This window comes from Nitratireductor sp. J20-h4 (assembly GCF_056780505.1).
In genome coordinates, this window is sequence record NZ_CM165557.1 from 1,516,887 (window position 1) to 1,536,578 (window position 19,692).

Annotated in this window: 18 protein-coding genes and 1 tRNA gene; 7 read left to right on the top strand and 12 right to left on the bottom strand. The window is 67.5% G+C overall.

All coding sequences use genetic code 11. The features are described from left to right. Window positions 1–64: 64 nt before the first annotated feature. From ACT2B0_RS07395 to gph, 4 genes are all read right to left on the bottom strand, one after another. The gene (locus tag ACT2B0_RS07395; RefSeq protein WP_473463110.1) at window positions 65–919 is read right to left on the bottom strand and encodes a polysaccharide deacetylase family protein; all 855 of its coding nucleotides are present in this window, start codon (window positions 917–919) and stop codon (window positions 65–67) included. Window positions 920–1,112: 193 nt separating this feature from the next. Continuing rightward, window positions 1,113–1,187, bottom strand: a tRNA-Val gene (locus ACT2B0_RS07400). 135 nt (window positions 1,188–1,322) lie between these two features. Then, window positions 1,323–1,637, bottom strand: coding sequence for a hypothetical protein (locus ACT2B0_RS07405; protein WP_473463112.1), 315 nt, complete (start codon window positions 1,635–1,637; stop codon window positions 1,323–1,325). A gap of 119 nt (window positions 1,638–1,756) precedes the next feature. Then, window positions 1,757–2,449 carry a phosphoglycolate phosphatase gene (gene gph, locus ACT2B0_RS07410; protein ID WP_473463115.1) on the bottom strand — a complete coding sequence of 231 codons (693 nt, stop codon included), beginning with the start codon at window positions 2,447–2,449 and terminating at the stop codon, window positions 1,757–1,759. Between the two features lie 167 nt (window positions 2,450–2,616). On the opposite strand from gph, the gene rpiA reads away from it, so the two are divergent. From rpiA to gor, 3 genes are all read left to right on the top strand, one after another. Next, a complete protein-coding gene (gene rpiA / locus ACT2B0_RS07415) occupies window positions 2,617–3,315 on the top strand; it encodes a ribose-5-phosphate isomerase RpiA (RefSeq protein WP_473463118.1) in 699 nt (232 codons plus the stop codon). A gap of 19 nt (window positions 3,316–3,334) precedes the next feature. Continuing rightward, the gene (locus ACT2B0_RS07420) at window positions 3,335–3,883 is read left to right on the top strand and encodes a DUF2059 domain-containing protein (RefSeq protein ID WP_473463126.1); all 549 of its coding nucleotides are present in this window, start codon (window positions 3,335–3,337) and stop codon (window positions 3,881–3,883) included. Between the two features lie 169 nt (window positions 3,884–4,052). Further along, window positions 4,053–5,444 (top strand): glutathione-disulfide reductase, encoded by a 1,392-nt coding sequence (gor, locus tag ACT2B0_RS07425; protein WP_473463128.1) that lies wholly within the window; start codon window positions 4,053–4,055, stop codon window positions 5,442–5,444. A 97-nt stretch (window positions 5,445–5,541) separates the two neighbouring features. Here gor and ACT2B0_RS07430 read toward each other — a convergent pair whose 3' ends face one another. Beyond that, window positions 5,542–6,525: a hypothetical protein gene (locus ACT2B0_RS07430; RefSeq protein WP_473463131.1), complete on the bottom strand. Its 984-nt coding sequence runs from the start codon at window positions 6,523–6,525 to the stop codon at window positions 5,542–5,544. Window positions 6,526–6,626: 101 nt separating this feature from the next. Between ACT2B0_RS07430 and ACT2B0_RS07435 the strand changes: the two genes are divergently transcribed. Next, window positions 6,627–7,214, top strand: coding sequence for a nitroreductase family protein (locus ACT2B0_RS07435; RefSeq protein ID WP_473463133.1), 588 nt, complete (start codon window positions 6,627–6,629; stop codon window positions 7,212–7,214). Then, window positions 7,214–7,822, top strand: coding sequence for a flavin reductase family protein (locus ACT2B0_RS07440; protein ID WP_473465843.1), 609 nt, complete (start codon window positions 7,214–7,216; stop codon window positions 7,820–7,822). Before ACT2B0_RS07435 ends, ACT2B0_RS07440 begins: the two co-directional genes overlap by 1 nt. Before the next feature lie 6 nt (window positions 7,823–7,828). Here ACT2B0_RS07440 and ACT2B0_RS07445 read toward each other — a convergent pair whose 3' ends face one another. The 4 genes from ACT2B0_RS07445 to ACT2B0_RS07460 form a co-directional block, all read right to left on the bottom strand. Continuing rightward, window positions 7,829–8,953, bottom strand: a complete 1,125-nt coding sequence (locus ACT2B0_RS07445) for a hypothetical protein (RefSeq protein ID WP_473463135.1) — start codon at window positions 8,951–8,953, stop codon at window positions 7,829–7,831. Window positions 8,954–8,980: 27 nt separating this feature from the next. Beyond that, the gene (locus ACT2B0_RS07450; RefSeq protein WP_473463138.1) at window positions 8,981–9,322 is read right to left on the bottom strand and encodes a co-chaperone GroES; all 342 of its coding nucleotides are present in this window, start codon (window positions 9,320–9,322) and stop codon (window positions 8,981–8,983) included. 147 nt (window positions 9,323–9,469) lie between these two features. Next, complete coding sequence (locus ACT2B0_RS07455) at window positions 9,470–10,354, bottom strand: HpcH/HpaI aldolase/citrate lyase family protein (RefSeq protein WP_473463140.1); 885 nt, start codon at window positions 10,352–10,354, stop codon at window positions 9,470–9,472. A gap of 1 nt (window position 10,355) precedes the next feature. Beyond that, on the bottom strand, window positions 10,356–10,811 hold the full coding sequence (locus ACT2B0_RS07460) for a MaoC family dehydratase (protein WP_473463142.1): 456 nt from the start codon (window positions 10,809–10,811) through the stop codon (window positions 10,356–10,358). 145 nt (window positions 10,812–10,956) lie between these two features. Here ACT2B0_RS07460 and ACT2B0_RS07465 point away from each other — a divergent pair, with 145 nt between their 5' ends. Beyond that, window positions 10,957–12,099 carry a DUF2336 domain-containing protein gene (locus ACT2B0_RS07465; RefSeq protein ID WP_473463145.1) on the top strand — a complete coding sequence of 381 codons (1,143 nt, stop codon included), beginning with the start codon at window positions 10,957–10,959 and terminating at the stop codon, window positions 12,097–12,099. A gap of 9 nt (window positions 12,100–12,108) precedes the next feature. Here ACT2B0_RS07465 and ACT2B0_RS07470 read toward each other — a convergent pair whose 3' ends face one another. After that, a complete protein-coding gene (locus ACT2B0_RS07470) occupies window positions 12,109–15,381 on the bottom strand; it encodes a CHAT domain-containing protein (RefSeq protein WP_473463146.1) in 3,273 nt (1,090 codons plus the stop codon). Window positions 15,382–15,512: 131 nt separating this feature from the next. Then, window positions 15,513–16,382 carry a DMT family transporter gene (locus tag ACT2B0_RS07475; protein ID WP_473463149.1) on the bottom strand — a complete coding sequence of 290 codons (870 nt, stop codon included), beginning with the start codon at window positions 16,380–16,382 and terminating at the stop codon, window positions 15,513–15,515. A gap of 100 nt (window positions 16,383–16,482) precedes the next feature. Between ACT2B0_RS07475 and ACT2B0_RS07480 the strand changes: the two genes are divergently transcribed. After that, on the top strand, window positions 16,483–17,361 hold the full coding sequence (locus tag ACT2B0_RS07480) for a LysR family transcriptional regulator (protein ID WP_473463151.1): 879 nt from the start codon (window positions 16,483–16,485) through the stop codon (window positions 17,359–17,361). A gap of 139 nt (window positions 17,362–17,500) precedes the next feature. Here ACT2B0_RS07480 and parE read toward each other — a convergent pair whose 3' ends face one another. Next, window positions 17,501–19,546 carry a DNA topoisomerase IV subunit B gene (parE, locus tag ACT2B0_RS07485; protein ID WP_473463153.1) on the bottom strand — a complete coding sequence of 682 codons (2,046 nt, stop codon included), beginning with the start codon at window positions 19,544–19,546 and terminating at the stop codon, window positions 17,501–17,503. Between the last annotated feature and the right edge of the window lie 146 nt (window positions 19,547–19,692).

Genomic DNA, 19,692 nt, shown 5'->3' on the forward strand with positions numbered 1-19,692 from the left:
GCGGCACGGCAAGACGGTCGCGGGATCGAAGCGCGGCGGGCGCGGGCGCCGCCGGAATCCGCCCTCAGTCGGTCTGCGCCGAGGCGACCAGCAGGCCGCCGCCCGCGCCGGGCTTGAGATGCACCACCTTGTAACCGCCGGCCTTGAGGTCGGCGAGCAGGCCCGGCAGCATCGCCGCCGTGCGCGGATGGATGTCGTGCATCAAAATGACGCCGGAACCGCGCTGGCGCAGCCGCGTCAGCGTGCGGGCGCGGATCGCCTGCGGCCCGCTCTTGAAATAGTCCTTGGAATCGATGCTGGCGTCGATCACCACCACGCCCTGGGCGGCAAGGCTTTTGCGCAGCGCGGCGGTGGAGGCGAGATAGGGAAAGCGGAAGAACGGCGCCGCGCGGTAGGGGCCGAGCGCGGCCGCCACGCTCTTGCGGCCGCGGTCGATCTGTGCCTGCGCGCTGGCATGGCTGAGGCTGGCGAGATTGGCATGGCCCTGCGTGTGCGTGCCGACCGTGTGGCCGCGCGCGGCCACCTTGCGCGCCGTGGCGGGGTAGGCGTTGGCCATCTGCCCGACCATCAAGAACGTCGCCTTGACCCCGAAACGGTCGAGTATGTCGAGCACTGTGTCGGTGCGGCCGGGGATCGGCCCGTCGTCGAAGGTCAGCACCACTTCGCCCGGCCGCAGGGCGATGTCGGCGACCCGCGCGACGCGGATCGTGCGCCCGGCCAGCCCGCCAAGCGCGCGCGGCAGCTGGTCGGGCCTCAGCATGGCGATCTGCGGGCTTTGCTCGGTGTCGGCCGGCGCGCGTTCCTCCGCGAAGGCCAGGCCGGGGCGCTCGCCGGCGGCGAGCTTTTTCGGCGCGTTGGCGCAGCCGGACAACAAAAGCGCGGCCACGACGCCGCCCACAACCGCCAAACCCGAACGCATGATACGCAACCCATACTATTGAACGCCGCCAAAAATGCACGCACAGGGTTAAGAGAACGCTAAAACAAGCGTCTGGTTAACCATGCGCAGTCGTGACCGTGGGTGCGCCGCGCCCCGGCACCGTTTGAAACGGCGCGCTAAGCGTGCCCGCCGGCGCGGGCAGGAATTTTGGCTGAATTCGTCCGAGGAAAAATGGTGGGCGCGACAGGGATTGAACCTGTGACCCTTCGCGTGTGAAGCGAATGCTCTCCCGCTGAGCTACGCGCCCGCAGGGGCCTGGGCCCCGCGACAGGCGGCGATATAGAGGCGGAGGCTTTGCAAAGTCAAGCGCAACAGGTGCCGGTATGTGCGGCCACAATCGTCATCGGCACCTGTTTCAGAAATCACCGCCATCCTTGCCGGATTATTTGAGGAAACCGGTGTTGCTGAAGCCGCTGCCACTTCGCCTCGCGGTGTAGCCACTGCCGTTCCATTCGAGCCTAAATTTCGCAGCTCCCCAGTTGAAGCGGACGGTTCCCTTGCTTGAACCGGAGTATCTTGTGGTGTGACATTGTCCTTGGAAGCAATAGGTCAGACGCTTTTCTCCAAGAAAATCAAGGGTTGAGCTCCATTGGGGATTGTTGTCCCAATATCCCTTGTAGGTCTTTGCCTGTGCCGCGGTTGTTCCTAAGCATAATGTCAGTACGAACGTCAGGAAGGCAGGAAGCATGTATTTCATCAAACTCCTCCCAAATTCTGAAAGTAGTACTCAAAGTGAACAATATCAGAAATTCATCCATATATAAAATGAAATTGGTCGATTATTCTTACCGTTCATGCCAGAAATGGTAACGTCACTCAGCCGTCGAGCGTGCCGTCGATCAGCCGCCGGGCGAGCGCCGGCGTCAGCTCGTCGAAATGCGAAATCACCCGCGACGGCTCCAGCGCGCGCACCGGAATGTCGGAATAACCGTGCTCGACGGCAACCACCGGAATGCCGGCCGCCTTGGCGGTGGCGACGTCGTTGCGCGAATCGCCGACCATCACGGCGTGTTGCGGGTCGGCGCCGGCGAGCGCGATGGTTTCGGTCAGGTGGCGCGGGTCCGGCTTGCGAAACGAAAACCGGTCGGCCCCGCACACGGCCGAGAAATGCCCGCCCAATGCCAGCGCCTCCAGCAGGCGCTCGGTCATCGCCTGCGGCTTGTTGGTGCACACCGCCAGTGAAAAGCCGGCCGCCGACAGCCGTTCCAGCGCAGGCATTGCGCCGTGATAGGGCAGGGAGGTGCCGGGGATCGTGTCGGCATAGTGGGCCAGAAACGTCGCGACCATCGACGCCGTGGTCTCCGGCTCGAGCCGCAGGCGGCGCTCGGCATGCACGCGCTCGATCATCGCCTTGCCGCCAAGGCCTGCGAAGGCGCGCATTGCGGCCGGATTGACCGGGGCGAGCCCGTGATCGGCGAGCGCGTGGTTGAGGCTGGCGATCAGGTCCGGCGCTGTGTCGACCAGCGTGCCGTCGAGATCGAACACGATGACGGGGGACGGGCGCTTCATGGGGGCGGGCTCCTCGCTGTCGGCCGGCGGGCGTGGCGAAACCCGGCGATAGCCCGTGCCGTCATTGCCGACAAGGCAATTCGTCGCGCTTGGCGTGCCGCCGCGCTCTTTGACCATCGGATCGGAAGTGCTAGATCAGCGCCACAACGGGCTGACAGGCTGGATTCATGGACGCACGATTGCTGAAGATCGAGGCGGCGCGCGCCGCGCTCGCCTATGTCGAAGACGGTGCGACCATCGGTATCGGCACCGGCTCGACGGCGGAGGAGTTCGTGCGCCTGCTTGCCGCGCGCGTCGCCGAGGGGTTCACTGTCGTCGGCGTTCCGACCTCCGAGCGCACGGCGCGTCTGTGCGGCGAGCTCGGCGTGCCGCTGACGACGCTGGATGCCGCCCCCCGCCTGTCGGTCACCGTCGACGGCGCCGACGAGATCGGCCCCGACCTTGCCCTGATCAAGGGCGGCGGCGGCGCGCTCCTGCGCGAAAAGATCGTCGCAGCTGCCTCCGATGCCATGGTGGTGATCGCCGATAGCGCCAAGCTGGTCGAGATGCTGGGCCGGTTCGCGCTGCCGATCGAGGTCAATGTTTTCGGCCTCGCCGCGACCCGCATCGCGATCGAGAACGCCGCGAGCCGTCTCGGCCTGTCCGGCCCGGTCGCGCTGCGCGGCGGCGGCGACGCGCCGTTCATGACCGATGGCGGCCATATGATCCTGGATGCATCTTTTGGCCGCATTCCCGATCCAAGAGCGCTTTCCAGTGCCCTTCACGCCATTCCCGGCGTGGTCGAACACGGATTGTTTCTCGATCTCGCAAGCGTTGCTATCATTGCCGGCGAAAACGGCGTGAGCACCATCAAAGCCACCCGATAGAAAGGGAGTTCTGTCAGTGATGACATCCATGATCCATGCCCGCCGCCTGGCCGTTGCCTTCGGGGCGACCCTGTTTCTGGCGGCGACACAGCCGGCCTTCTCGCAGGACGTGTCGGAAAGCCATCTCAAGGCGGCGCGCGCCGCCATCGATTCGCTCGGCGCGACGGAAGAGTTCGACTTCATCCTGCCGGGTGCGGCGCAGTCGCTGAAGGGCGAACTGATCCAGAAGGATCCCAATCTCCAGGACGTCATCGTTGAGACCGTCGACGCGGAGGCGCTCAAGCTCGCCCCGCGCCGCGGCGATCTCGAAAAGGAAGCCGCGCTCGCCTATGCGCGCAACTTCACCGAGGAAGAGCTCAACGCCATCGCCGCCTTCTACACCTCGCCGGGCGGCATCGCGTTCAAGACCAAATCGCCGCTGGTGACCCGCGACGTGCTTCAGGCCGCCGACATCTGGCAGAAGGGCCTGGCCCGCGATCTGGCCGTGGCGGTCAACGAGGCGCTGAACAAGAAGTCCGAGGCGGCCGAAAACGCCGCCCCCGCCGATCCGGCCGCGGCGTCCGACTGATTGTGTCCGCCGACCGTCGCGCGCCGCATCCGGCGCCCTTGCCTGACCCTGTCGTCGCGCGGGCGCCGGATTTTTCCGCCTTACCCGGTTTGGGGAGCATAGGCGGCGTTCCTGTCATGCGCCCGCCGGTGTAGGCGTTTTTCCAACCGATCTGTTTCGAGGCAGTTTTATGGCCAGCTATGACTACGATCTGTTCGTGATCGGCGGCGGTTCGGGCGGGGTGCGTGCCGGGCGCGTCGCGGCCTCGCTGGGCAAGAAGGTCGCGATCGCGGAGGAATACCGCTATGGCGGCACCTGCGTCATTCGCGGCTGCGTGCCCAAAAAGCTGTTCGTCTACGCCTCGCAGTTTCCCGAGCATTTCGAGGACGCGGCCGGCTATGGCTGGAGCGTGGGTGAGGCCAGTTTCGACTGGCCGACGCTTGTTGCCAACAAGGACAGGGAGATCGCACGGCTGGAAGGGCTCTACCGCACGGGGCTCGACAATGCCGGCGCGGAAATCTTCGACTGCCGGGCCGAACTGGTCGACCGCAACACCGTGCGCCTTGTCGGGCTCGACCGCACCGTCACCGCCGCCACCATCCTGATCGCCACCGGCGGCCAGCCCAACCCGCATGCCGCGCTGCCCGGCCACGAACTGTGTATCTCCTCCAACGAGGCCTTCCATCTCGACACCCTGCCGCGCTCGATCGCGATCGCCGGCGGCGGTTACATCGCGGTCGAGTTCGCCAATATTTTCCACGGGCTCGGCGTGGAGACCACGCTGGTCTATCGCGGCAAGGAGATTCTCGGCCGTTTCGACATGGATCTCAGGCGCATGCTGCACGAGACCATGGAGAAAAAGGGGATCCGCATCCTGTGCCATACGATCTTCGACCGGATCGAGTGGCGCCCCGACGGCCGGCTCGACGCCCATCTTCTCGATAACGGCCATCTGGTGGTCGACACCGTGATGCTGGCGCTCGGCCGCACGCCCAACACCGAGGGCCTGGGGCTCGAGGCGGCCGGCGTTGCCGTCGGGCCGCTCGGCGAGATTCCGGTCGACCAGTTCTCGCGCACCAATGTCGACAATATCTACGCCATCGGCGACGTCACCGACCGGGTGCAGCTCACCCCGGTGGCGATCCACGAGGCGATGTGTTTCGTGGAAACCGTCTTCAAGGACAATCCGACCCGTCCAGACCACGACGACGTCGCCACGGCGGTGTTTTCGCAACCAGAGATCGGCACGGTCGGGCTCGCCGAGGACGAGGCGGTCAAGCGCTTCCGCCATGTCGAGATCTACAAGGCGAGCTTCCGGCCGATGCGCCACACGCTGTCGGGCCGCGATGAAAAGATGATGATGAAGCTGGTCGTCGACGGCGACAGCCGCCGCGTCGTCGGCGCGCACGTTCTGGGGCCGGACGCCGGCGAATTGGCGCAGGTTCTGGGCATCGCCGTCAAGGCCAGGCTGACCAAGGAGGATTTCGACCGCACCATGGCCGTTCACCCCTCCGCCGCCGAGGAACTGGTGACCATGTACCAGCCGAGTTATCGCCTGCGTGACGGCGAGCGCGTCGACTAGAGATTTTCCAGCGAAGTGGAAGCCGGTCCGCCGTTCAATAGCGCTTCAGAACAGTAAGTTAGGGCCGGTCTGCGATACCGCGAAAAGCAGAACGGCTCTAGTCCACGATCTCGGCCTTCGAGGCCGCGTCGCGGGTCGGGACCAGATCCTCGGCCGCGATCACCTCGACGTCCTGGTTGCGGCCGGCCACCACCGTGAAGTCGCGCTGGTAGATGCGCTCGCGGTTCTTGGCGATGACGGTATAGTCGCCTTCGGCCAGCACCATCGAGGCGAAGGCGCCGACATTTTCGCGCACCGGATCGCCGGACCCCGTCAGCACCGACCACGACGTGTCGGCGATCGCCTCGCCGCCGGCGTCGCGCACCAGCTTCATCGTCAGCTGCGCCGCCCGGTGTTCGACGGTCGCCTCGGTCAGCTTGCCGGCCTCGACCCTTATGTCGGAGCGAATGACGGCGTTGACCGCGCCATAGGTCGACACGACGTGATAGGTGCCGGCATTGAGCCGCACCACCGTGTTGGGGCTGACATTGGGAATGATCAGCGCCCGGTCGCCGTCGGGGTCCTCGGCCGCCTCGTAGATCGAAAACCGCAGCTTCGCCGGCGGAATGCGCACGCCGCCCGAAAGGATCGCGTCGAGCTTCAGCCCGCCGGCATCCAAGACGAAGGTTTCGCGGCTGGGCGTGGCGCCGACTTTGATGCGCTTGGTCGCGCCGGCGCGCCCGAAGGCGGCATGCACGAGATAGCTGCCCGGCTCGAGCGAAAACGCGCTGGTGCCGCCCTGACCCTGTGCGACCAGCGGCAATTTGCCGTCGGCGGCCGGCTCCGGCTTGAACACCCGCCACACCAGGCCGCGCGACAGTTCCGGCGCATCCTCCGTCAGCTTGGCTTCCAGGGTCACTTCACCGCTTGCGGTTGCCGCCAGTGGCTGATCGCCCGATGTCGGGGCATAGCCGCTCAGCCCCGGCAGGGAGAGCTTCAGTTCGGGATCGGGCGCGTCCTGTGCGCCGGCCGGCGTGGCGGCAGCCGTCAGCGCGGCCAAAAGGCACAGACGGGTGAACAGTGCGGAAATCCCCTCGCTCATGGCTTGCCATCAAACCCAGGCGGATGGCAATTTCAAGGCCGGTTTTCCGCAGCCGGACGCGCGCGCCCGCAGCATCCGTTTTCAACAACAGGAACAAAGCCTTGGCATCATCGATCATCGACTTTCTTCTGACCCGCAAATCGCCGCCGATTGCCGAACTCGCCGAGCCCGGGCCGCGCGAATCGGAGATCGAGCAGATGATCCGCGCAGCCAGCCGCGTTCCCGACCATGGCCGGCTGGAGCCGTGGCGCTTCATTCTTTACCGCGGCGAGGCGCGTAAGCGGGTCGGCGAGGGGCTGGCCGCGCTCGCCGAGGAGCGCGAGGGGCCGCTGAGCGAGGCCCGCCGCGAGCAGGAAAGAACGCGGTTTTCACGCGCGCCGCTGGTCGTGGGTGTGGTGTCCGTGCCCAGGTCCAATCCGAAAATCCCGCAATGGGAGATGCTCGTGTCCGGCGGCATGGCGGCGATGAACCTGATCCATGCGGCCAGCGCGCTCGGTTACGGCGCCAATGTGATCACCAACTGGTATTCCGATACGCCGCGGGGGCGGGCGCTGCTCGGGCTCGCCCCCGACGAGCGGGTGGTCGGTTTCGTTCATATCGGCAGCCATCCCGGCGCCACCACCGACAGGCCGCGACCGGAGCCGTCGGCGATCATGTCCGACTATGCAGGCCCCTGGGAGAACGCATGATGTTTTACGAACCCGAAAACGGCCACGGCCTGCCGCACGACCCCTTCAAGGCGATCGTCGCGCCGCGCCCGATCGGCTGGATATCGAGCCTCGGCGCCGACGGCGCGCTCAACCTGGCGCCCTATTCCTTCTTCAATGCCTTGTCCTCCCATCCGCATCTGGTGTGGTTTTCCTCCGAAGGCCGTAAGGACAGCGCCACCTTCGCCGCCGAAACCGGCGAATTCGTCGCCAATCTCGTCACGCTGGACCTGGCCGAAAAGATGAACGCCAGCGCCGTCGACGCCCCGCGCGGCACCAGCGAGTTCGGTTATGCCGGGTTGACCGCGGCGCCTAGCCGGCTGATCGCGGTGCCGCGTGTCGCCGAGGCGCATGCCGCGCTCGAATGCAAGGTAACCGACATTCTCGAACCGAAAGGCCTGTCGGGCGAGCCGGCCGGCGTGCATGTGGTGGTCGGCGAGGTGGTCGGGATCCATATCGACGAGGCGTTCCTGACCGAGGGCCTGTTCGACGTCGCGCGCGCCAAAACCGTCTCCCGGCTGGGTTACATGGACTATGCCGCCGTCACCGAGACCTTCGCCATGCGCCGCCCGCGCTGGCGGCAGGATTGAGCGCCTCTAACCGGCCGCGGTTTTTTTCCTGCCGCCGGCCTTGGCCTTGGCGGTCCCGGTTCTGGCGCTTTTTTTCGCCGGCGCGCTTTGCTTTTTTGTTGCGCCGCCGGCCGTCGAGCGGACCCGGGCGGTCTTGGTCTTGCCGGCGCGGGCGGCCGGTTTTTTGGTCGCCGGCGCTTGTTGCGGACGCGGACGGTTATAGATCGCCTGCCGGCTGACGCCCACCCAGAACGCCTCGCGGTCGGCCGCCGCTTGCGGTGTGGTTGCGCCGAGTTTTTGCCCCAGATCCGGCAGGAAACAGTCGAAGGCGGCCTTGACCAGGCTGCCCCAGGCGACGCTGCGCTCGATCGCCAGTTCGTAGGCCAGCCACGCCGTCACGGTGGCCGCGATCGCGTAGAGGAGGAACCCGGCCTGCGATCCGGACAGCATAAACGCCAGGTCCGCGGCCATGAAGTCCGCCCACGGCATGCTGGCGACGTAACGCGCCAGGGCGAGCACGCCGAACATCGTTGCCAGCACGACGATGTTGAGCAGGCTGTTCACATGGGTGCGCGCATCGTTGACGTTTTCCAGGAAGTCCTTGGGAATGACGGTGGTCAGGTGGATCCACAGCGGAATGCTGTCGGCGCCGTAAAGCGCGCGCGAATAATCCTCGAAGGCGCGGATCGTATTGCCGAACCGTGTCGGCAGCACCAGATCGCGGTCGGACGGGTAATGCGCGACGAAATGCTGAAGGCTTTGGTCGTGCCGGTCCTGCAGCGCCTTCGGATAGGCGTTGCCGGCCTTCTTCCAGGCTGCGGCGAGCGTGTCGATTTCGTGTTTGGCCGCGTCGTGCCGCGCCAGGGCGCGCCGCTTGAGAAAGCCGAGCCAGGCGACCGGCGGCCGATACCCTTCCTCGACCTGGTAAAGCACGGTGTTGAGCAGCGACAGGACGATCGCGAACAGCCACACGCTGATCGCCGCCTTGGCCAGCACCTCCAGCCCGTCGGCTTCGCCGCCGAGCCCGAGCGGCTCCACGAGGCCCGGCCAGTCGGAAAACAGGCTGGCGAACGCTGCCAGAAAAAGCGCGGCCGGCACCAGATAGCCGATCAGAAAGGAGCGGTCGGCGAGCTTCGGCAGGCTTGAAAGCATCGATCGCTCCTTGACGCGCGGCGCCGGCTATTCCCCGCCGGGACCGCCCGAGCCCGTGCCCGGCCTGCCGGGCAGTCCGACCACGGCCAGAAGGTCGGATTCGCGCATGATCAGCAATTCCTCGCCGTCCAGCGTGACCTCGGTGCCCGACCATTTGCCGAACAACACCCGGTCGCCTGCCTGCACGTCGAGCGGCCGCACCGCGCCGCTTTCGCTCACGCTGCCGCTGCCGACCGCCACCACCTCGCCCTGCTGCGGTTTTTCCAAGGCCGTGTCGGGGATGATGACGCCGCCGGCGCTTTTGTCGTCGGCCTCGATGCGGCGGACGACGACGCGGTCGTGTAGCGGGCGGAACAAGGGTTTTTTCATCGAAATCCCCAAAATTGTTCGCCGCGATAATAACTGTTGAACAGGCAATGTAAATCGGCCCGGCAGGACAGTATTCGCTGCGCCTTCGGGTGATTTTAGACCACAGGCGGTCGATCTCGGGCTTGTGCGGTGCTTGCGCGCCGGGGCTTATCCGTCCGCGCGCCGGGCAGCGCGCGCGCGGGCAAGCAGCCTTTCGGCGCGGCGCAGATGCGGCCGGTCGAACATCTTGCCGTCGATGCCGACCACGCCGACATCGCCGGCTCCGGCGAAGGCGGCGACGATCGCCTCTGCTTCCGCGACCGCCTCGGCCGACGGGGTGAAGGCGGCGTTGATCACCGGCACCTGGGCCGGGTGGATCGCCAGCTTGCCGGTAAAACCGTCGCGTTCGGCTTCCACGCATTCGGCCTCGAGCGCGTCGAGGGCGCGAAAATCGACGAACACCGTGTCGATCGCCGGTGTCTCGGCGGCCGCCGCGGCAAGCAGGGTCATGGAGCGGGCGAGGCGGAACACGTCGGTGAAGCGGCCGTTTTCGTCGCGCGCGCTGTGCGCGCCGATATCGGCCGAAAGGTCCTCCGCGCCCCAGGTCAGGCCGGAAAGCCGCGGCAGGTCGGGTGTGTAGCTGCCGGCGGCGAGCAGCCCGGCGCCGGTCTCGGTGATCAGCGGCAGGATGCGGGTCGCGCCGTCTTGAAGCCCGGCCTCGGCCTCGTGCACGCGCAATTTGGTCGAAAGCCGCGCCACGTCGCCGCCGCCGGTCGATTTGGGCAGCATGATGCCGTCGGGCCGGCCGGCGATCACGGCGGCAAGATCGTCGTCGGTCAGGCCGGTCGAAAAGTCGTTGACGCGCACATAAATCAGCGGCGCGTCGCCCGCGCGCGCCTCGGCCAGGAATGCGGCCGCCGTCTCGCGCGCGGCCTTCTTGTTGGCCGGTGCCACCGAATCCTCCAGGTCCACGATCACCGCGTCGGCGCCCGAACCCAGGCCCTTTTGCAGTTTTTTGTCCGAATCTCCGGGAACGAAAAGCAGCGAGCGCATGTCAGGCCGCCTTCCTTTTCAGCATCATCGCCTGCCGCACGCAGCGCGCCACCAGCACGTCGTCCTGGTTGAAGGCACGGTGCTCGAATTCCACGATGCCGCGGTCCGGTTTCGATTTCGAGTCGCGCACCGAAAGAATTTCCGTTTCCACGCGCACCGTGTCGCCGTGAAACAGCGGGTGGGGAAAGCTGGTTTCGCTCATGCCCAGATTGCCGATCGTGGTGCCGAGCGTGGTGTCGTGCACCGAGATGCCGATCATCAGGCCGAGCGTGAACAGCGAGTTGACCAGCGGCTTGCCCCATTCGCTCCTGGCGGCGAAGTCGAAATCGATATGCAGCGGCTGCGGATTGAGCGTCATCACCGAAAACAGCATGTTGTCGCTTTCGGTGACGGTCTTGCGCAGCGTGTGTTTTATCACCGCGCCGACCTCGAATTCCTCCAGATGAAGACCCGCCATGTCGTTCCTCCCGCGTGCCGGTGGGCCGTTGATAGGGCGGTCGCGCGCCGCCTGCAAGCCGCCGGTTCCGGTTAACGAAGATGGTGAACCGTTCGTAAACCAATTCCCCCTACGGTCGGCGCAACGGTGGGGCCAGACGGACGACATGATTGTTCAGCATTTCTTGAAATGGATCGATACGGCGCGGGTGGCCGACCGGGCCGCCGCCGCCAACGCTTTGGCGCGCGCCTATATCGTGTCGGACCTCGATTTCGAGGACCGCTGCGCGGCCGAGGCTGCGCTCACCCTTTTGCTCGACGATCCGTCGCCGAAGGTGCGCATGGCCATGGCCGAGGCGCTCAAGCTCAGCCCGCGCGCGCCCCAGCAGATCGTCGCCGCGCTCGCCGCCGACCAGCCCGAGGTCGCCGCGCCCGTGCTGGCGCTTTCCCCCGTATTGGGCGACAATGATCTGATCGATCTGGTCGCGGCCTCCGGCGCGGCCGCGCAGGGTCTGATCTCCTCCCGCGCCCGCGTGTCCATGGCGCTGTCGGCGGCCATCGCCGAGGTCGGCGAGCCGGACGCCTGTGTGGCGCTGTTGCGCAATCCGGGCGCCGAAATCGCCTCGGTGAGTTTTCGCCGCATCGCCGAGCGTCTGGGCGGGCTGGCGCCGGTGCGCGAGGCGCTTGTCAACCATCCCGCGCTGCCGTCGGAGACCCGCCACGCGCTGGTGATCTCGCTCGGCGAGGTGTTGACCACATCGCCGCTGGTCACGGCCCTGATGGGCAAGGCGCGCGCCGAGCGGCTGATGCGCGAGGCCTGCACGCGCGCCTCCCTGACGCTGATCGACGGCACGCGCCCGGCCGAGTTCGCCGCGCTGGTGGAGCATCTGCGCATGCGCGGCGACCTGACGACCGGTTTTCTCGTCCGTGTGATCGCGCATGGCAAGATCGACTTTTTCGGCGCCGCGCTGGTGGCGCTGTCGGGCCAGCCCGAAAGCCGGGTGCGGGCGCTGTTGTCTGGCGGGCGCGATGCGGCCCTTGCGGCTTTGTTCCGCGCCGCCAGACTGCCGGCCGGTACCCATGCGGCCGTGCTTTGCGCGCTCGCCGTCTGGCGCGAGGTCGCCAGGGGCAAGCGCGTCGCCGGCGCGCAGGAAGTCTCTTACATGATGCTGCGCTGCCTGCAGGACGCGCGTGGCGAGGCGGTCGACCCGGTCGATTGCGGCGGGCTTGCCAATCTTATCAAATCGATTCACCTTGAGGCGCTGCGCGAAAACGCGCGCGGCCACGCTTTGGCCATCGCCGCGGCTTAGAGCTCGCCGCTACCGCCCGCCTGAAAACACCACGAACGGCGCCCACACCGCCGGATCGCTATGGTCGGGTCTCGCCGGGTCGTCGATCATCGCCAGCAGCGCGTGCTGCAGCGCCCGTGCCGGGCTGGCCTGGGGGTTTTGCCGCCGCCACTTGATCGCTTCGGCCGTGATCAGCGGCGCGGCGTCGTCGCGCACCGGCCAGTGCGAGACCAGGATGGCGCGGGCGCCGGCAAACAGAAACGCGCGCGCCAGGCCTGAATAACCTTGCGAGTCGGGATTGCCGTCGGACGCGGCCGTGTTGCAGGCCGATAACAGCAGCCAGTCGGCGTCGAGGGTCAGTGTTGCCGCCTCCGAGGCCGACAGAAACCCGTCGTCGCCGGCCGCGGTCGCCGCCGGTGCGGAAAACGCCAGGCCCGGCTCGCTGTCGCGGCCGAGTTCGCCGGCGACCAGCCCGTGCGTGGCGAAGGCGATCACCTGCTGGCCGGTCAGTCGGGCGTCTCGCACAGCCGTTTCGCTCGCCGCCCGGCCGAGATAGATCGCCCGTTCGGCGGGCTCGAAGATCGCGCCGATCGCCTCGACTTCGCGGCGCGTTCCGGGCAGCGGGGCAAGTTTCGACAACGTGCCGCTTGCGCTCCCGTCCGGCGAAAAGACCGGGTCGCCGAAACCGACGAAACCGGCCGCGCGGCGCTCGGTTTGCGCGAACGCGCGCAGCCGCAGCATGGCCAGCGAGGGCAGCACGGAGATCGCGTTGCGCCGGATCAGCCATGGCGTGCGGCCGTCTTCTTCCGGCGGCGCGGTCACCAGCACCGAAAGCGGCAGGGCCGCCAGCGGCCCGTTGACCACGACCAGCAATTCCTTGTCGGCAAGCACGGGTTCGAGGTCCGAAAACAGCGTCAGGTAGAGCGCGTGGGCGGCGGCCCGGTCGAACCCTGCCATGTCCGGGTTGAGCGTCAGCGGCTGCGCGCTTCTGGCCCCGCCTGTCGGGTCGAGCCCGGCGCGCAGCGCACGCACCTTTTTCGACAGCGCGGCAGCGCCGAGATCGACCCGCCGCCAGTGGAGCCGCTCCTTGTCGACGACGAAAATATCGGTGGTGTCCGCCGCGCTGTGGATCAGCACCGCCGCCTCGCGGGCCGACAGCAGGTCGCGCATGTCGTGCCAGCTCACCGGATCGGAGCGGTAGCGCGCCTTGAAATCGGGAAAATCGCGGCCGATTTGGGCATGCACGGCGTCGAGTTCGGCCAGATCGGCGTCTATGTCGCCGTCGCCGCCGCCTTTCAGCAGGCTGAGGCGGGCGCGCAGGATCCGCTCCGACAACAGGTCGCGCCGGCGCAGCAACGCGCCGAGCCGAGTGTCGCCGGCCGAAAGCCGCTGGGCGACCTGGTTGGCGGTCTTCTCGGCCGCGCCTTCCACCAGTTGCTGGGCGAATTCGAACGCGGTTGCCGCGCCCTGCATGGCAGCGGCCAGCGCGGCGGCGTCGGCGTCGCCCGGCACCAGGTCGCGCGCCTCGGCGCCGGCGGCGCGCGCGGCTTGCCACAGGCGGTCGCTCAGCGGGCCGTAGAGCCGGTCGCGCAACGGACCGTAGCGGAACAGGTCGCCGGACAGGGTCGGCAAGTGCTGCGAGGCCAGCAGCGTCGGAATGCGATAGGGCACGTTGTAGGGCAGGGCGAAGTTCAGCGCCATCTCGAACCGGCAGGCTTGCGTACCCCGCGCCAGCACGCAGGCGTCGAGATAGGCGCGCTGGGCGAAATATTCGAGGCCGGGCAGGGACGGCGGACCCACCTTCTGGGAGGCCTCCAGCAGGCGGGCGACGGTGGCCTTGTCCGAGCCTGCCGTGGCCGCCAGAAGGTCGCCAAGCGCCCGCAGCGAGGCCAGGACGCTTTCCGCGCGCGGCGTGCCGAGGGCGAGTTTTTGCGCGCCGGCGATCTCGGCCGCGTGTTTTTCGTAAAAGACCTCGAAGGCCTCGCGGATCGTTTTCGCCGCGTCGAGCCGGCCGGCGTCGATCAGCAGATAGATGCGCCGGAAATCGATCCGGGCGCGCAGGAACCAGTCGCGCGGCCGCTGCTCGCGCGCCAGTTCGGCGGCTGCGTCGAGGCGCGCCAGGCTGTTGTCGTCGCGCCCGGACAGGAAATCGTGCAGCGCCCAGGCGATCAGATGCTCGATCTGGTTGTCGAGATCGCGAAATCCGTTCCGGGCCGCCTCGCTGGCATAATAGGGCGCGGCGCGGCCGAGAAAGCCGAGCTGCGTGTTGGCGGCGGCGAGCCGGGCCCGGGCGATCGCCGTGTCGAGCGCATCCGAACCGGCCTCGGCGCCGTCGCGGGCGAAGTCGACCAGCCTGGCCTGTGCGATCACCGGTGCGCCGGCGGCGAGCGCCAGCCGCGCGAGCATGCTGTTGAGATAGCGCCCCTGGTCGGAGGCGACGGTGTCGGCGCAGTCTTCGACGAACAGCGGTCCCGCCAGCGCGTTCTCGGCCGCGTCGAATTCCGCCGCCGCGATCAGCAGGCCGGCCAGGTCGCGGCGCAAGAATTCTTCCTGCGCGCAGCTCAGCCCCACCGGCGTCGTGCCGGCCGCGATCGTCAGCTTTCGCTCGGTCAGCGCCTGCATCAACAGATGGTTGGCGATTTCGGTGAAGGCCAGCATGCCGTCGTAAAGCCCGAGGTGGCGATAGGCTCTCGCCAGCGCGATATTGGCCGAGAGTTCGCGCCGCTTGTCGATTTCCGGATTGTTTTGCAGCGACGCGGAAAGCCGCTGCAGGCCGGCGGCGATCCGCTCTTCCGAGCGCAGGGCGAGCGCCAGCAACAGCCGCGAAGAAGCCGCCTCGACGGCCGTGCCGGTGCGCGTGGTCCCGCTTTCTTCGCGAAGCACGAAGGCGCGTTCATATTGGGCGTCGGCCTCGTCCAGGCGCTCCAGCCGCACGAGGTCGGAGGCGCGCGCCTCGAGCGTGGCGGCATGGCGGTCGTCCTCGCCCGGCACCTGGCTGATGGCCTCGGCCGCGGTCGCAAACAGCTTCTGGGAGCGCTCGAAATTTTCTACCAGCCGCGCCACCGACGCGGCGGACGCCGCCAGTACATAGCGGTCGGCATGCGCGGACGGCGCAAGCGCGCCGAGCCCGTCCTCGAGCAATTTCAGCGCCGCTGCCAGGTTGGCCGCATCGCCCTTCATCAGCCGGCTCGCCGCCTCGACGGCCTTGGTGGTCGCCGGCGCCAGCGCCTGCGCTGCGGCCGGCAGGGCGCACAGGGCGGCGACAACGAGCAGTAGGGCTGAAATCAGGGATCGAATGCGCATCGCGGGCACTCTAGCAGCGAATTGTGGTTCTGAAAGCCTTGCCGAGCCGGCGCTATGGCGCGTTCCGCGCCTTCACGGCCGGCCCATCGGGTTTGTGAGCGGACAATGCGGCGCGCTAGGGGCGGGCGGGTTCAGCTCCTTACGCGCGCCAGAACGATCCCGCCGGCCAGGATCAGCGCCGCCCCGGCATAGGAGGCCGCGCCGGGCACCTCGCCGAAAAAGAGGAACCCCAAAATGCCGGCAAACACCAGCCAGCTATAGTCGACCGGCCCCAGCAACGCGACATCGGCCAGCCGGTAACCCCGTATGGTGCAGAACTGCGCCGTGATCGCGATCGGGCCGAGCATCAGGAACGGCCACAGCCCGCCAATGTCGAGCGGGCGCCAGCCAAGCCAGGCGGGACCGGCCAGGATCAGGACGCCGAACGCGTTGACGTATAAAAGCACGGTCAGGGCCGTCTCGCGCACGCTCAGCGTCTTGATCATGATCGCCTCGCCGGCCACCAGTACGGCCCCGGTGACCGCGATCGCGGCCGGCAGCATATAGGCGGGTTCGAGCGCCCGAAACGCACCCTTGGACACGACAATGGCCGCCGCCCCGGCGGTGCACAGCACGATGCCGGCCCACTGCCGGGACCCGATCCGCTCGCCCAGCAGCCACACGCCCAGCCCGATGGCGAAAACGACCTGCAGCAGGCCGATCGCCGTCGCGTCGACGATCGGCATGCCGGCCGCGGCCTGGATCGCCGCCATGCCGCCACTGGCGCCGAACAGCGCGCGCAGCAGATGCGATCGCGGCCGCCGGCTGACGAAACGCCGCGGCGGCTGCCGGGTGGCGGCGAGTACGGCGACAAGCGTCGTCAGCCCGCCGACATAACGCAACCACAGGATCTGCGGCGCGCTGGCGCTGTCGCCGGCAAACTTGCCCGACGCGAATACCAGCGTGAACAGGGCGGTGCCGGCCGTCGTCCACAGGACGGCCTCGAAATTCCTGGCGCGCAATCGGCTTCTCCGACCGGATGAGGATGCAGTTGCGCTATTTTCTCTCAGCCTTCATGCTTCGGATAAAACGAGAAGAATTTTTTCTGAATGAGTTTTCTTGATGCAGAATAATCCGAAGCTTTCCCTCAACGCGGTGCGCGTGTTCGAATGCGCCGCGCGTTTGGGCGGCATGCTGGCGGCGGCCGAGGAACTGGGCGTGACGCCCGGGGCCGTCAGCCACCAGATTCGCGCATTGGAGGAGCGGATCGGCGTAAACCTCTTCCGTCGGCGCAACAATTCGATCGCGCTCACCGATGCCGGCCGCCAGTTCCAGCGCGACGTGACGCCGGCGCTGGCGATGATCGAGCAGGCCGCCAACGCGCTCTACCGCGACCGTGACGCGGTCGTCGTCCGCGCTTCGGTGTCGCTTGCCGTGCGCTGGCTGATCCCCGCCCTCGAGCGTTTCAAGGCGGGCGCGGCCGAGGCGCGCATCCGGCTGGAGACGACCCACTACGCCCGGGTCGAACTCGGCGGCCGGGCGGATATCGCCATCAGCTATCTGCGCCGTGGCGAGGATGGTCCGGGCGCGCTTCTGTTCAAGGATGTCTGCCGGCCGATGCTGTCGCCCGCCCTGCTGGAGCGCAGCCGCTTCGCCCGGCGCGGCGATGTCGGCCGTGTGCCGGCTCTGTCGGCCACCACTGGCGACTGGGATTGGCGCTTATGGGCCGAAGAGGCCGGCATCGCCTTCGGCGCCCTGAATTTCGGCCACGGTTTCGACACCGACGATGCCGCCATCCACGCCGCCACCGCCGGTCTCGGCATGGTGCTGGCGGCGCCGTTCATGACGGTCAAGGAAACCGCGGCCGGCTCGCTCGTCCACCTGCCCGACGCGCCGGCGGTGGCGACCGGCGAATTGCGCCTTGTCAGCGCCGGGCGAGCGTCGCGGCTGGCGCGCCGGCTTGCCGACTGGCTGCGCGAGGAAGCGCGCCGCGCGGCGTGAGCAGCGCGTCGCTGCGTCGGCACGGCTTATGCGACGATGCGCGTTTCAACCATCAAAACAAGAAGATCGGGCACGACGCTGAATCGATATGGCAGCGCCGCGCAGGGTTTCGGCGATCGTGTCTTGACGTTGCCTGTCGTTAGATATCCAGGTCGCGCGCGAACTCGGCCCGGTCCTGGATGAAGCGGAAACGGCTTTCCGGCTTGGTGCCCATCAGCGCCGTCACCGCGTCGGAGGTCGTCGTGGCGTCGTCCGCCACCTCGACGCGCAACAGCGTGCGCTTGCCGGGCTGCATGGTGGTCTCCTTGAGCTGCGCGGCCATCATCTCGCCCAGGCCCTTGAAGCGGCTGATCTCCACCTTGCCCCGGCCGGTGAATTCTGCGGCCAGCAGCTCCTCCTTGTGCGCGTCGTTGCGCGCATAGGCGACCTTGCCGCCCTGGCTGATGCGGTAGAGCGGCGGCACCGCCAGAAAGAGATGGCCGCCGCGGATCAGCTCCGGCATTTCCTGGTAGAAGAAGGTGATCAAAAGCGAGGCGATATGCGCGCCGTCGACATCGGCGTCGGTCATGATGATGACCCGCTCGTAACGCAGGTCCTCTTCGCGATATTTCGAGCGCGTGCCGCAACCGAGCGCCTGGATCAGGTCGGAGATCAGCTGGTTGGCGGACAGTTTTTCATGACCGGCGCTGGCCACGTTGAGGATCTTGCCGCGCAGCGGCAGCACCGCCTGCAATTTGCGGTCGCGGGCCTGCTTGGCCGAGCCGCCGGCCGAATCGCCCTCCACGATGAATATCTCCGCGCCCGCCGCCGCGTTCTGGGTGCAGTCGGCAAGCTTGCCCGGCAGGCGCAGCTTGCGCACCGCCGACTTGCGGCTGACTTCCTTTTCCTGGCGCCGGCGCACGCGTTCGTCGGCGCGCGCGATCACCCAGTCGAGCAGTTTCGTGGCCTCCTGGGGATTGTCGGCCAGCCAATGGTCGAAGGCGTCGCGCACCGCCGCGTCGACGATCTTCTGCGCCTCGAGCGTCGCCAGCCGGTCCTTGGTCTGGCCGACGAATTCCGGCTCGCGGATGAAGACCGACAGCATGCCCGCCGCCGAAACCATCACGTCCTCGGCGGTAACGATCGAGGCGCGCTTGTTGCCCACCAGTTCGGCATGGGCGCGCAGGCCGCGCATCAGCGCGCCGCGGAAACCGGCCTCGTGCGTGCCGCCTTCGGCCGTGGGGATCGTATTGCAGTAGGAATTGACGAAACCGTCGCCGCCGTACCAGGTGACCGCCCATTCGACCGAGCCGTGGCCGCCCTGGCGCTCGCTCTTGCCGGCGAAGACTTCGCGCGTGACCTGGAATTCGTTGCCCAGCGAGGCGGTGAGGTAATCGCGCAGCCCGCCGGGAAAGTGGAACACCGCCTTTGCCGGCGTCTCGTCCTTGCCGGTGATCAGCTCGGGCGCGCAGGACCAGCGGATTTCCACGCCGCCGAACAGATAGGCCTTCGAGCGCGCCATCCGGCACAGCCGCGCCGGTTCGAACCGCAGCTCCTTGCCGAAAATCTGGGCGTCGGGATGGAAGCGCACGCGCGTGCCGCGCCGGTTGTGGACCTCGCCGAGCTTTTCCAGCGGCCCCAGCGCCAGCCCGCGCGAGAAGCGCTGCCGGTAGAGCTGGCGCCCGCGCGCCACCTCCACCTCGAGCGAATCCGACAGCGCGTTGACCACCGAGATGCCGACGCCGTGCAGGCCGCCGGAGGTTTCGTAGACCTTGGAATCGAATTTGCCGCCGGCATGCAGCGTCGTCATGATCACTTCCAACGCCGATTTCGACTTAAATTTCGGGTGCGGGTCGACGGGAATGCCGCGTCCGTTGTCGGTGATGGTCAAAAAACCGTCCGCGTCGAGCTCGACCTCGATGAAGGTCGCATGGCCGGCGACCGCCTCGTCCATGGAGTTGTCGATCACCTCGGCGAACAGGTGATGCAGCGCCTTTTCGTCGGTGCCGCCAATATACATGCCCGGCCGCCGGCGCACCGGCTCCAGCCCTTCCAGCACCTCGATGTCGGCGGCGCTGTAGGCTTCGCTGCCATCCTTGGCCGCGGGCGCCGGTTTGGCGGCGCGCGGCGGTGTGGACGGCGCGCGCTCGGCGGGTGGCGATGCGGGCGTGTCGAGCGCGGCGAAAAGGTCGTTGCTGTCGTCCATGGGCGATCTGGGTCCAGTCTGCGAATCACTGCCGAGTGTGCCACGGAACGCGGTCGCGAGGATAATGCCAGGCAGGGCGCGGTCCGCCGCATAACCGATCGTGATGCGAGGCTCAAGCGCATGCGGACCGAAACCGTTGCGCGCGC

What these genes read in the sequence shown, in the direction of transcription:
- rpiA (WP_473463118.1), top strand. Translation starts at nt 2,617, where the DNA reads ATGGACGCACGATTGCTGAAGATCGAGGCGGCGCGCGCCGCGCTCGCC.
- ACT2B0_RS07450 (WP_473463138.1), bottom strand. Translation starts at nt 9,322, where the DNA reads ATGAAAAAACCCTTGTTCCGCCCGCTACACGACCGCGTCGTCGTCCGC.
- ACT2B0_RS07470 (WP_473463146.1), bottom strand. Translation starts at nt 15,381, where the DNA reads ATGCGCATTCGATCCCTGATTTCAGCCCTACTGCTCGTTGTCGCCGCC.
- gor (WP_473463128.1), top strand. Translation starts at nt 4,053, where the DNA reads ATGGCCAGCTATGACTACGATCTGTTCGTGATCGGCGGCGGTTCGGGC.
- ACT2B0_RS07430 (WP_473463131.1), bottom strand. Translation starts at nt 6,525, where the DNA reads ATGAGCGAGGGGATTTCCGCACTGTTCACCCGTCTGTGCCTTTTGGCC.
- parE (WP_473463153.1), bottom strand. Translation starts at nt 19,546, where the DNA reads ATGGACGACAGCAACGACCTTTTCGCCGCGCTCGACACGCCCGCATCG.
- ACT2B0_RS07465 (WP_473463145.1), top strand. Translation starts at nt 10,957, where the DNA reads ATGATTGTTCAGCATTTCTTGAAATGGATCGATACGGCGCGGGTGGCC.
- ACT2B0_RS07460 (WP_473463142.1), bottom strand. Translation starts at nt 10,811, where the DNA reads ATGGCGGGTCTTCATCTGGAGGAATTCGAGGTCGGCGCGGTGATAAAA.
- ACT2B0_RS07440 (WP_473465843.1), top strand. Translation starts at nt 7,214, where the DNA reads ATGTTTTACGAACCCGAAAACGGCCACGGCCTGCCGCACGACCCCTTC.
- ACT2B0_RS07455 (WP_473463140.1), bottom strand. Translation starts at nt 10,354, where the DNA reads ATGCGCTCGCTGCTTTTCGTTCCCGGAGATTCGGACAAAAAACTGCAA.
- ACT2B0_RS07405 (WP_473463112.1), bottom strand. Translation starts at nt 1,637, where the DNA reads ATGAAATACATGCTTCCTGCCTTCCTGACGTTCGTACTGACATTATGC.
- ACT2B0_RS07420 (WP_473463126.1), top strand. Translation starts at nt 3,335, where the DNA reads ATGACATCCATGATCCATGCCCGCCGCCTGGCCGTTGCCTTCGGGGCG.
- ACT2B0_RS07480 (WP_473463151.1), top strand. Translation starts at nt 16,483, where the DNA reads ATGCAGAATAATCCGAAGCTTTCCCTCAACGCGGTGCGCGTGTTCGAA.
- ACT2B0_RS07395 (WP_473463110.1), bottom strand. Translation starts at nt 919, where the DNA reads ATGCGTTCGGGTTTGGCGGTTGTGGGCGGCGTCGTGGCCGCGCTTTTG.
- gph (WP_473463115.1), bottom strand. Translation starts at nt 2,449, where the DNA reads ATGAAGCGCCCGTCCCCCGTCATCGTGTTCGATCTCGACGGCACGCTG.
- ACT2B0_RS07445 (WP_473463135.1), bottom strand. Translation starts at nt 8,953, where the DNA reads ATGCTTTCAAGCCTGCCGAAGCTCGCCGACCGCTCCTTTCTGATCGGC.